Annotated in this window: 9 protein-coding genes; 3 read left to right on the top strand and 6 right to left on the bottom strand. The window is 38.2% G+C overall.

Annotated elements, in window-relative coordinates; genetic code table 11:
- Positions 1-28 precede the first annotated feature (28 nt).
- The 6 genes from QUG14_RS13970 to QUG14_RS13995 all read right to left on the bottom strand — a co-directional run bounded on the left by QUG14_RS13970 (position 29) and on the right by QUG14_RS13995 (position 9,274).
- Complete coding sequence (locus QUG14_RS13970; RefSeq protein ID WP_289341144.1) at positions 29-1,669, bottom strand: hypothetical protein; 1,641 nt, start codon at positions 1,667-1,669, stop codon at positions 29-31.
- A gap of 7 nt (positions 1,670-1,676) precedes the next feature.
- Positions 1,677-2,471, bottom strand: coding sequence for an ABC transporter ATP-binding protein (locus tag QUG14_RS13975; RefSeq protein ID WP_289341145.1), 795 nt, complete (start codon positions 2,469-2,471; stop codon positions 1,677-1,679).
- Between the two features lie 83 nt (positions 2,472-2,554).
- Entirely contained in the window at positions 2,555-4,681 is a 2,127-nt protein-coding gene (gene recQ, locus QUG14_RS13980) for a DNA helicase RecQ (protein ID WP_289344146.1), read from the bottom strand.
- A 329-nt stretch (positions 4,682-5,010) separates the two neighbouring features.
- Positions 5,011-6,573, bottom strand: coding sequence for a fatty acid--CoA ligase (locus QUG14_RS13985; RefSeq protein ID WP_289341146.1), 1,563 nt, complete (start codon positions 6,571-6,573; stop codon positions 5,011-5,013).
- Between the two features lie 14 nt (positions 6,574-6,587).
- On the bottom strand, positions 6,588-7,733 hold the full coding sequence (locus tag QUG14_RS13990; protein WP_289341147.1) for an acyl-CoA dehydrogenase family protein: 1,146 nt from the start codon (positions 7,731-7,733) through the stop codon (positions 6,588-6,590).
- Positions 7,734-7,750: 17 nt separating this feature from the next.
- Entirely contained in the window at positions 7,751-9,274 is a 1,524-nt protein-coding gene (locus tag QUG14_RS13995; RefSeq protein ID WP_289341148.1) for a long-chain-fatty-acid--CoA ligase, read from the bottom strand.
- A 228-nt stretch (positions 9,275-9,502) separates the two neighbouring features.
- Between QUG14_RS13995 and QUG14_RS14000 the strand changes: the two genes are divergently transcribed.
- The 3 genes from QUG14_RS14000 (at position 9,503) to QUG14_RS14010 (ending at position 12,421) form a co-directional block, all read left to right on the top strand.
- Positions 9,503-10,771 carry a GDSL-type esterase/lipase family protein gene (locus QUG14_RS14000; protein WP_289341149.1) on the top strand — a complete coding sequence of 423 codons (1,269 nt, stop codon included), beginning with the start codon at positions 9,503-9,505 and terminating at the stop codon, positions 10,769-10,771.
- A 182-nt stretch (positions 10,772-10,953) separates the two neighbouring features.
- Positions 10,954-11,892 (top strand): glycerophosphodiester phosphodiesterase family protein, encoded by a 939-nt coding sequence (locus tag QUG14_RS14005; RefSeq protein ID WP_289341150.1) that lies wholly within the window; start codon positions 10,954-10,956, stop codon positions 11,890-11,892.
- Between the two features lie 121 nt (positions 11,893-12,013).
- Positions 12,014-12,421, top strand: a complete 408-nt coding sequence (locus tag QUG14_RS14010) for a DUF1761 domain-containing protein (RefSeq protein WP_289341151.1) — start codon at positions 12,014-12,016, stop codon at positions 12,419-12,421.
- Positions 12,422-12,456 lie beyond the last annotated feature (35 nt).

The raw sequence follows: 12,456 nt of genomic DNA on the forward strand, positions 1-12,456 counted from the left end.
GATGACAAATATAGTGTGAATTTTCTAATTACTTATTACTCCACCACGACTTGTGTGCCTTCTTCCACACTAAAATTGTCCCAACGCTTAAAATAATGAGGTATACAAACACTCCATATGAAATAAAAGTAATCCAATAATGGATACCAACAAATACAGCAATGATTAGAAATGCAAGAATCATTTTCAAAAGATTGGTTGTCTGGATCTCTTCAAATGATTCCGAAAAGGGCAGGGAATCCTTAAGTGTGCTTGAACAAATAATCGTATATAGTATGGACGTTACAAACACGATTAAAAGATCTGGTATAATATCCACTCCAAATATACCCATATAAACAACACTCAAAAGGAAGTATATTGGCAAATATAGATTTACAAGAAAAACCTTTAAAGTAGCACTAAATAAGGATGAGATGCTTTGAATAGGCATGGTTTTATAAATCCATGCACCTTTATATTTCCCTGAATACTTAAGCATATTAATTGAACCAGGAATAATCAAATTACACATGTAGACTGATAGATACCATTTACTAGAAGCTAATTGTGCGTATGAGGAAAATTGCATTTCATTAAAGAGAAAAACAAATGGCAGAACTAGCGATATCCCTAAAGAAGGATAGACTTTTAAACGAAATTCCCGCTCATTCCTCATCATGTTATTAGCAAAACGAAAAAAGGATTTCTCTTCCTGCGTACGGCACAAATAATTGGCAACATGATCTTTCCATTTCCTCTCAACACGTTTACTTTTCCCACTATGGTTAGCAAGTTTCTGAATGTTCCTTTCAAAAGCAGGCATCATTTTGTTATAAACGATGAAAGATAGGATTGGAACAAGGAATGCCAGAGTTGAAAACCCAATTAGATAGTTATTGATGTTTTTGTGAAGCAATAATTCGAACGTTGCCCCAAACCAAATCGGTGGAATAAAATATTGCCACCAGCTGGCATTGAAAACGATATCCAATTCAATTAGCGAAAAAGACCTTGCCAAAATTTGATACCCTATTATTATTGAGATGGAAAGCCCGATTTGAACGTAATTAATAATATCCTTGAGTTTTTCACCATCAAAAAATCTTAAAATATAAAAATAGATTACAGCAGTTAACACAACAATAAATAAATCCAATAGAAACAGTTCCAATACTGCAAGAATTAAGAATAAGACTCCATGCTCGATTGTCCCGACAACTAGTGGTACTGCTGTTAAGGCACCCGTCAAAAAAAGTAAGTAAATACAAATATGTATTGTTTTTGCCGCGTTAATGGTTCGTCTATCCACTGGCTTTGTCAGTAGAATCCCCTTATCTCTTAAATCCAGGAGAACGGTCGAAAAGTCTGAAATCATTGATGTCATAACAAGAAACATGACGATACCAAAAAATATACTCATTTGAAAAAAGTAATTATCACCAAAGGTAACAACTGGAATTAGCATGATCCCTAATAATGCATACATCCACAGGGACTTCATAAAGCCATTTTCTTCTGCAGGCTTGTTCTTCTTCTTTGTCTGTTGGTTAAATATAGTAGGTATCTTCCTCCCATCTATTGTTAGCTTCATAGCTAATATTCTTCGCATTAACGGATAATTAATATCAAAGCGTTCAAATACTTCACTAAAAACATCTAATACTTTTAATGTTTTAAAATCTTTCATCGCTCATTTATACCTCTTGAACGATGGAGACAAATTCCTCAGCAATAGCTTTATATTGATCAAAACCAGTCAGCTGATTAAATATCTGTTCCAATGTCCCTTCCTTATTTTGTTCCTTGAGTTCATTAAAGCTTCCATCCGCGACAATTTTCCCATCATTTATTAAAATGATTCTATTACTAATTTTCTCTACCACGTCCATGATATGAGAAGAGTAAAAGATTGTTTTTCCCTGTGCTGCAAGCTGGGCCATAATCTCCTTAAAGATCATCACACTATTCGCATCAAGACCGCTCAATGGCTCGTCTAAAAAAAGCAAATCAGGATTATGTAGTAAACTTGAGATTATGAGGACCTTTTGCCTCATCCCCTTCGAGTAAGAAGAAATACGAGAAAAATAGACTTCTTCTAATCCGAAGATTTCCATTAATTTTTGAGCCTTTTCATCTGCTGCTCCATAATCCAGCCCATAAAGTTCGCCTATAAAAGTTAAATACTCATGAGCGGTAAGATTATCATAAAGTTCTGCAATTTCAGGAACATACCCAATCTTCCTTTTATAATCAATACTAGTATCAGTAATCTCCTCGCCAAATACTTCCACTTTACCTGAATAATTGCCCTCAAGACCTAGTAAAATCTTAATCGTCGTGCTTTTCCCGGCTCCATTAGGGCCAATATATCCAATAATCTGGCCGCGATTAACCGATAAATCAATTCCCTTCAATACCTCATTTGTTCCGTAATTCTTTTTTAGATTCTTTAAACTTAGCACTGTTTCGATATTAATCACCCTTTCCATAAAACTGGTAGTTTCATATTAACATAATTTTCCTATACTAATGCAAAAAAGGGCTGTTATCCGTTGGATAATAGCCCTTTACACTATTTATTTTTACTTAAAAAATATAGATAGCACTTAACCATAAAATAGCTTACTTCTTCAGGCAATAAATCTTTGATTGGCTTTAACCGGGAACGACCAGCTTCTTCTACTGCTTTTTGCAGCAATGGAATATACTCTGCCGGGATTAGTTTGGAAAAATCAACTTCCAATCCTTGTTGAGCACATTGAATCAAATGGGTTTCAACCGTGCTCAGTGCTAACTCGCGTTTTTCTGCAATTTGTTCTATTGATAAGTTTTGCTGATGGAACTGCAAGGTCTCTAAATGCGAGTCACCAACAGCCTTTTTCGCCGCTTTTTTAGGAGCAGCAGTTTGACCCTGCTCCGGCTGGCGTTCTGGATGGGCTTCGCAAAATTGACGGATGGCTTGAATAAATTCAAGTACATATTTCTGCAATTTCAGTTCTCCGACACCGCTCACTGTTATGAATTCTTCGTTTGTTTTTGGCAGTTTAGCACACATATCCTTAAGTGATGCATCAGAAAAAATAACAAACGGAGGTACATTTTCTCTTTCTGCAATCGCTCTTCTTACTTCTCGTAACGTTTCAAATAACGGATCATCCTTTGAAATTTCTCTAACTTTAACGGTTTCTCGGCGGTGAACTTTTTCCTTCCCTAGCAAGACGTCTTTCCCTTTTGGAGATACATATAGTGTTGGAAATTGTCCTTGTTCGATTGCTATTAATTCTTGTGAGATCAAGAACTCGATAAAATCGGTGACTTCTTTCAAACCTTTTTCCTTCATAATTCCATAAGTGGTAAGCTTGTCAAAACCCATTTCAGTTACCTTTTTATTTTTTGAACCTGTTAATACTTGTGCTGTTAGTGTTTTTCCAAAACGCTGTCCCATCCGAATCAAACAAGACATGACCATTTGCGCTTCCGTCGTTACATCGTTGCTTGAGCGAGAATCGAGACAGTTACCACACCTTCCACAGGACTCGGTTTCGATTTCACCAAAATATTTTAGAATAAATTCCTGAAGACAATTTTCTGTATGGCAATAAGCAACCATCTGCTGCAGCTTTTCTAATTCTTGTGTTATCCGTGTTCTGTCGCTGGATTGATCAATTAAAAAGCGCTGGACTTGTACATCCTGTGAGGAATAAAGCAGGATACATTCACTCTCTAGTCCATCTCGCCCAGCACGTCCTGCCTCTTGATAGTAACTCTCCATATTTTTCGGAAGTTGAAAATGGAGCACATAGCGGATGTTGGATTTGTCGATACCCATACCGAAAGCAGATGTAGCTACCATAACGGAGGCTTCATCTTTTAAAAAGCGGTCCTGCTCGCGTATGCGCTCAGCATCCCCCATTCCTGCATGATATCGGGCAACATTAATATTTTCCTTCTTTAGTCTTTCGTAAAGTTGGTCAACGTTCTTGCGAGTGGCAGCATAAATAATCCCTGCTTCTTTTTCATTCTTTTTTAAATAATCCTTTAGGTACGGCAGCCTGTCTTGACCTTTAATCACTGCAAATGAAAGATTTTCCCGTTCAAAACCGGTAATAATTGAATTCTCTTCATCGATGTCCAGTGTTTCGCAAATATCTTCACGAACCTTTGGTGTTGCCGTTGCAGTAAGCGCCAATACATTTGGTCTTTGTGGAAGACTGAAGACCATTTGCTGGATATGGCGGTAGCTAGGGCGAAAATCATGACCCCATTGTGAAATACAATGTGCCTCATCTACTGCAACCAATGGAATGTCCATTTGTTTCAAGTCCTCGATAAATTCACGTGATTCTAACCTCTCGGGGGCTATGTATAGGAGTTTATACTTTCCTTGCTTTGCTTCCCTGATCCGTTCATATGCTTCATTGTAACTAAGTGAGCTATTGATAAAAGTTGCAGGAATTCCTACCTGTACGAGGGTATCAACTTGATCCTTCATAAGTGAGATTAACGGGGATATTACAATCGTGGTACCTGGTAGAACAAGTGCAGGAATTTGATAACAAATGGATTTTCCTCCGCCAGTAGGCATAACACAAATCGTATTTTCTCCAGCTAGTACGGATTGTATGGCGCGCTCCTGTCCATTACGGAAGGATGAGTAACCAAAATGAGTTTCCAATAATCGTTGAGCCTTTTCAAACAACAAATACATCTCCCCCTTCTAGTAGATAATCTTTTATTATTATACCTTAGATTTTTGATTGTGTGGATTCGCTGGGGAGGAAAAGTTTCATAGAGTAGATTTTGGTATCTGAGAGTATTTGGGGGTTATCCGAGAGTAAGTTTCCGCTATCCGAGAGTATTTTCGGGTATGCGAGAGTAAGTTACGCTTATCCGAGAGTATTTTCGGGTATGCGAGAGTAAGTTACGCTTATCCGAGAGTATTTTCGCTATGCGAGAGTATTCTCCGCCATCCGCCAGTATTTACAAAGAAAAGGTCGCTGAGATGCGCTCAGTGACCTTTTCTACTCATCATCCCTGTGTAAACAATTCTTCTAACTGTTTCCGCAGTACGAATTTTTGAATTTTCCCACTTGCATTCCGCGGCAATGCTTCACAGAATACATATTTGCGCGGGCGTTTATAATTCGCTAGACTATCACTGTTTTTACAATAGTCTTCAAGTTCTTGCTCAGTCAACTGAGGATCTTTTTTCACCACGAATGCTGTTACAGTCTCTCCCCAGCGGTCATCAGGCTGCCCAACTATTGCAACATCTAAGACACCATCATGGGCATGTAAAACATCCTCGACTTCACGTGGGTAAATATTCTCTCCGCCGCTGATAATCATATCGTCTACTCTATCATTTACAAATAGAAAGCCCTCTTCATCTAGGTAACCGATATCACCTGAATGATACCATCCTTTATACATCGATTTTTCCGTCGCTTCTTCCCTATTAAAATAGCCAATCATCATGCATGGTCCTTTTACAATTATCTCACCTGTTTCCCCTACAGGAACGACATCATTTGGATCTGATGGTCCATCCTCTCTAGTACGGACCACTCGAATATCGTGATTATAAGCAGCTTGCCCCGCTGATCCTGCTTTTCTAAGTTGATCCCTTTCGGATAAGAAGGTAATTGCTGGGCCCATTTCCGTCATCCCATAGGCTTGAACCAACCCGATACCAAATCGATCATGCAAAGCATGAACTAGGGATGGTGCCATTGGTGCTGCACCATATAAACCAAGCTTCAGGCTTTCCGTATTATACTGGCTTAAATCCTCTTGCAGCAGCATATTCCACATAGTAGGAGCAGCAAAAAATTTAGTTATTTTTTCTTGTCCTATTAATTGAAGGATCACTTTTGGATTAAATTGGTGAAGAATGACGTTTCGAGCACCAGCCTGAATCCTTGGCAGAAAAGCACAATGGAGCTCAGCACAATGAAACATAGGTGCGGTAACTAGACCAACATCTTCAGCATCTAGCTTTTGGGCAGCAATACATAGCATACTTTGATCTACCATATTTCGGTGACTATGCATAACCCCTTTTGGCCTTCCGGTCGTTCCACTTGTATAAATAAACGCATAAATATCATTTTCATTTACATCTGCCTGTATCTCTTCAATCGAAGAGTTAGCAAGTTTTTCATGATAACTTGCTGCATAGGCTGGCGTTTCTTCATCAATAAACCAAAAGGCCATAGAATCAAACCGATTTTCAATAGCAGCAATGACAGGCTCCAATGCCTTTTCAAAAAGAACTACTTTAGGAGTTGCATCAGAAAGGATAAAAGCCACTTCTTCCGGCATTAAGCGGAAATTAATTGGATTGAAGATGGCACCAATTTTTGCACAGGCAAAGAAAGCCGTTCCTAATTCCTCTGTATTAAACATGAAGGTGGACACTCGGTCGCCCTTTTTGACACCTTCCTCTTCCAACGCATTTGCAAGTCGAGTTACCTGCTCATTCCACTCTTTGTACGTATAGCGAACATTTTTCCTAACATCATAAATAGCTTCTTTGTTTGGATATCTTTTTACCGTTAATTCAAAAATCTTTCCAATAGTGGTTGTCATTGATTCTCCCCCAATTATAATCCTAGATTTTTGGCAATAATCGTTTTCATAATTTCATTTGTACCTGCGTAAATGCTTGAAACCTGGATATCTCGGAATCTTCTCGCAATCTCGTATTCTTCCATATATCCATAGCCGCCATGAAGCTGCAGGCATTCACCCGCAATTTTCTTTGCCGAATCCGTCAGCCTCCATTTCGCCATTGAAACCTTCGTTACCACATTTTGACCATCCATGTGTTCAGCTATTAATTGATCTAAAAATGCTCTCCCCATCTCAACCTCGGTAGCCATTTCAGCTATTTTAAACTGGGTATTTTGGAATTGGCTGACAGGCTTTCCGAAGGCTTCACGACTTTTCACATAGTCAATCGTCCCCTGAAGCATAACTTCTGCTGCAATTTGTGCCGCAATCGCAACTACAAGCCTTTCCTGCTGGAGTTTATCCATCATATACAGGAAGCCTTTACCTTCTTCACCAAGCAGATTCTCCTTAGGAACTCTGCAATCTTCGAAGATTAACTCAGCTGTATCCTGACAATGAAGCCCCACTTTGTTTAGTTTTCTTCCTCTTGAAAAGCCAGGAGTATCCCGTTCAACTAGCAGCAGGCTCACCCCTTTATGCTTTGGTACCGCATTTGGATCTGTTTTACAGGCCACGAGGATTAAATCAGATTGAATTCCATTTGTGATAAAGGTTTTTTGTCCATTCAAAATATAATGATCACCATCAAGTTTTGCTGTAGTTTTAATATTAGCAAGGTCAGAACCTGTACCAGGCTCAGTCATGGCGATTGCTGTAATAAGGTCTCCTGTGACACAGCGTGGGAGCCATCGCTGTTTCTGCTCCTCTGAGCCGAAAGAATTGATATAAGGGACCACGATATCATTATGCAAACCCATACCCACTAGACCAGAACCAACTCTCTCTAACTCTTCATTAATTACAACAGAGAATCCCCAGTCAACACCACTGCCGCCATATTTCTCATCTAAATCCGGACAAAGGAAGCCCTGTTCTCCCATTTTTCTCCACAAGGAGCGAGGAATCATTCTCTCCTCTTCCCATTGTTCATAAAAAGGGACAGCCTCTTTCTCTAAAAATTTCCTTATAGACTTACGAAAAATTTTATGGTCCTCAGTTAAATATGGATGTTTCATAATTAACGCCTCACCTTCTACACGTTGACTTGATTTAATTTTTGCCGAAGTTGATATTTTAATATTTTCCCAGAAGCATTTCGTGGCAGTTGTTCTTCAATAAAAATACGCCTCGGAACCTTATAGCCAGCCAATTTCTGACGGCAAAAGCTTTTCAACTCTTCTTCATCAATGACAGCACCATCTTTTAGAACAATGATGGCACAAACTGCCTCACCCCATGTTTCATCAGGAAGGCCAATAATGGCGGCGTCTAATACGGATGGATGTTCAAAAAGAACCCCTTCCACTTCAACGGAATAAACATTTTCACCACCCGTGATAATCATGTCCTTTTTTCGATCAACGAGAGTAATATAGCCTTCTTCATCAATCGTTGCTAAATCACCTGTGTAGAGCCAGCCATTTTTTATAGTACTTTTCGTTTCTTCTGGCTTTTTATAATACTCCTTCATAACCATAGGGCTTTTAAGAATGAATTCTCCAACCACACCTGGTTTAACGTCATTTCCCTGTTCGTCGACGACACGTGTTTCTGTTAGAAAAATAGGTTTCCCGCCCTTGCCAAGGTGTTGTTTATGCCCCTCTGGATCTAGAAGAATTCCACCAGGTCCCCCTTCGGTCAATCCGCAAAGATTATAGAATTGATCTGTTTTAAATAACTCGATACTCTTTTTTACTAACTCAGGTGCCATTGGAGCTGCGCCATATCCACATCTTCGGATCGAAGATAAATCGTATTCTGCTGCATTTGGAACTTGTAGGATGAAATTAAACATGGCTGGAACACCAAAGAAATGAGTAATTTTATGTTCTTGAATAGTTTGAAGTGTTTTGACTGGATGGAAATCACGATGAATGATGTGAGTCGCACCTAATGCAACGCCTGAAATTAAGAAAAGATTTAGTTGTGCAGAGTGGAAAAGTGGTGCTACATGTAGGATACGCTCATGTGGACGCAAGCCCATATTGATGGTAACGGAAATACCTACATTAAAAATCCGCTTATGATCAAACAATGCCCCTTTCGGTCGACCTGTTGTTCCTGAAGTGTATAAGATCTCCAAATCATCATCATCAGAAACTTCTATTTCAGGTTCACTGTCAACAGCAGATAAAGCGCTTTCATAAGAGTGGTAACCTAATGTACTTGGCTCTCCGATAGTTATTACTGTCCGAACAGCACAATCTTCTTTAGCAGCTGTGAGAATCTCTTCAAATTCTAGATCACAAACAACTAGCTTTGCTTCAGATTGTTGTAATATGTAGTGAACTTCTGAGGAGGTCAAACGAAAATTAATAGGAACGGCAACGCCACCAATTTTCGAAACTGCAAAAAAGGTAAATACAAAATGATCCGAGTTTTTCATCATCAATGCAATTTTATCGCCCTTGTTTATCCCCAGTTTAAGAAGACCATGGGCAAGCCGATTTACTTCCTCATTGAATTGACGGTAAGTATAACTGCGTCCTTCGCATTCAATAGCTAAAACTTCCGGGAACTTCCTAGCATTTTGAGATAAAAGACTACCGATATTCATTTTTGTTCTTCCTCCTTTTAAATAAAAAAATCACCCCAACCTATTGTAACAAAAGCGTAGAATATTTTGAATATTTTTACAAAAAATATTTTACTTTCCTATTTACTATATTCATATTGTCATAGGTCTTTTTGCACAATTTGTAGAATTATATATATTGAATATTCGAAAATTAGAGGATTATAATAGAATTTGGCAATAGAAAATTTATCGATTGGAGGAAATAAAATGAAGTTTAAAAGATTATCAGTTTTACTAACACTAATGTTAGCCTTTAGTACCTTCTTTACCTCATTTGCCTTTGCAGAAGAAAATACGGACAAGCCTAGCCTTGTTGCATTAGGTGATTCAATAACTTATGGTTGGAACCTGGATGATACGAATGGGAATACACAACCATCATCAAAGGCATTTCCAAACTTAATCCTTGAACCTGGATTTTTCAATGTAACCAATATCAGTGGTGGAGGTTGGACTTCATCACATATTTTAGGCCAAGTTCATAATCCTGCTAATGAAGCTGCTATTCAAAACGCAGATGTTTTTACACTGGACATTGGCAGCAATGATCTAATGGGTGCTGTTGGCCTATCTGAAATCATTAAAAATGGAACACCTGTAGATCCTGCAACTCTACTTCCAAAAGTACAGGCTGCTTCCCAACAATTAAGTGTAAATTTACTACAGATCTTCTCAAAAATTAGAAGCCTTAATGCAGAGGCACCGATTATTCTTTATAATATTTATAATCCATTTGGTGCAAGTGAAGTTCCATTTAATGCTTTCCTACATAATATTGGCGAGCAAATTGTAACAAATGTTAACACAATGGTTATTAACCCTTTTGCTAATACTCCTGGTACTTTTGTGGTAGACGCAAAAACAGCATTTGACACAAAGCAATCAGACTATGTAATTCCTGGAGATATCCACCCTAATGTTACTGGTCAAACCGTTCTAGCAGGATTAGCAACTAATGTTTTACTTTCACTATTACCAGAAGAACTTACTGTGGAAGTAACAGTACCAACGGAAGAAACAACTGGACCTGTAACGATCGAGGTACTAACGAACGCTGAAGAAGTCCTTTCAATGATGTGGTTAGAAGGCGAACAAACTATTGACAGCTTCTATGATGTAGAAGGAAATGAACTAGGTACAAAAATCATTGATAACAAATTTGAAGTTACCAAAAATGGCACATATACTGTTTATGTATTAGATGTATATGGTCAGGAAATTGTACAAACTTTTACGATTGACAATATTAAGGCAGAAACACCGCCAGTTGAAAATCCAACACCAACACCTACACCAGCACCAACACCAACGCCTACACCAGTAACGAATACACCTGCACCGACAACAACTGGAACAGGATATCCTATTCCAAATACAGCATCTCCTGCATACAACTATATGGCAATTGGAGCAATCATCCTTTTAGGAGGATTAGTTACCTTGAAAGTGCAAAGAAGACGCAAACAAGACATTTAAGCGATAAAAAGGTCAGTACCCTCTTCCATTAGAGGATCTGACCTTTCTTTTTTACATATTGTTATCCTTTTTCAGTGAATTTCGGTATTATGTAGTTAAGTAAACAATGTCCGTCTGGGAGAAATGGAGAATGTGATTATACTAGTTAATTTTTTTAAGGATATTAGTAGAGGAGCAGCAATATGCAACATGTCATAATAGAAAAGACAAGGAAAAAACGTAAGGCAATGCTATTTTTAAAAATAATCTTTTTTGCCCTTCTCATTTTCCTGTTAGTTGTTAATCTATTTCCAGTCAAACAAATCCAGCAAAAAGGCTTTTTTACTCATGATCGTCCATTGGTCATTGCCCATCAAGGCGGTGAATTGTTAGCCCCTTCCAATACGATGACAGCCTTTGCGAATGCAGCTGAAATGGGGGTAGATGTCCTCGAAACAGATATACATATCACAAAGGATGGTCACTTAGTTACGATCCATGATCCAAGTGTTGACCGAACAACCAATGGAAAGGGAAAAGTGGCAGACCTTACTTTAGCAGAAATTCAAGAACTTGACGCAGGTTATCATTTTAAAGATTTAGAGGGTAAGTACAGTTTTCGTGGCAAGGGTGTCTATATCCCAACAGTGGATGAGTTGTTTCAAACATTTGAAGACTTGAAAATTGAAATAGAAATTAAAGATGATAATCCTCCTGAAAAAATAGATGAGATTGCCTCAAAGTTATGGGACCTGATAGAAAAATATCAAATGGAAGAAAAGATTCTAATTAGTTCCTTTGACCAAGAAATTCTCAAAACATTTGATAAGTACGCAAATGGTACTGTTGCTGTTACAGCTGGAAGGCAAGAGGTTAAGGACTTTGTCGTTTTTCATAAATTCTATTTACGAAATCTTTATGTACCAACAGTGGATGCATTTCAAATTCCGGTTGAAGACAGCGGTTTTGATTTAACCGATCAAAAATTGATTGATGGAGCGCACCGACTGGGAATGGAGGTCCATTACTGGACCATTGATGATCCTAGTACAATGGAAAAACTTATTGATGCAGGTGCTGATGGTATATTGACGAACCGACCAGATTTATTGCTAGAACTACTGGATGAAAAAGGTATGTAATGATTGGGCTGCTTTCTTTAAACGGGCAGCCCTTTTCTTATGGAACAAAATTGGCTTTGTTTTATAGGAATATCATGATATAATTCGCCGAATACACAGAAAATTTTAAGGGGTAAATGGAATGGATTTTACTAATTTTAGTATTTTAGCTATCATTTTAGCAGTTGTCTCAAACATGGTAATTGGAGCGCTCTGGTATTCTCCTATTCTTTTTTCAAGCATATGGGTGAAGGCACTAGGAAAGAAAATGGAAGATATTGATCCCAAAGGGGCATATGTGGGGTATGGACTAACTACACTAGGCGGGATTTTTACTGCGGTAGTACTTTCTTTATTTATTCAATTGTTAGATACTGTTACCATCCTAGATGGAGCATTATTTGGATTTCTAATTGGACTTATCGCTGCTTTTAGAGAATTATCTCCTACTTTTTTTGAAAGCCGCAATTATACTTTATTCTTCATTAGTGCAGGCTATCATGTTGTTGCCTTAACCATCATGGGTATTATTATCGCTGCATTTGTCTAATAATTAGGGGTGCCTCAAGATGAGGCACCCCTAAT

Source organism: Neobacillus sp. CF12, from assembly GCF_030348765.1.
GTDB lineage: Bacteria > Bacillota > Bacilli > Bacillales > Cytobacillaceae > Neobacillus.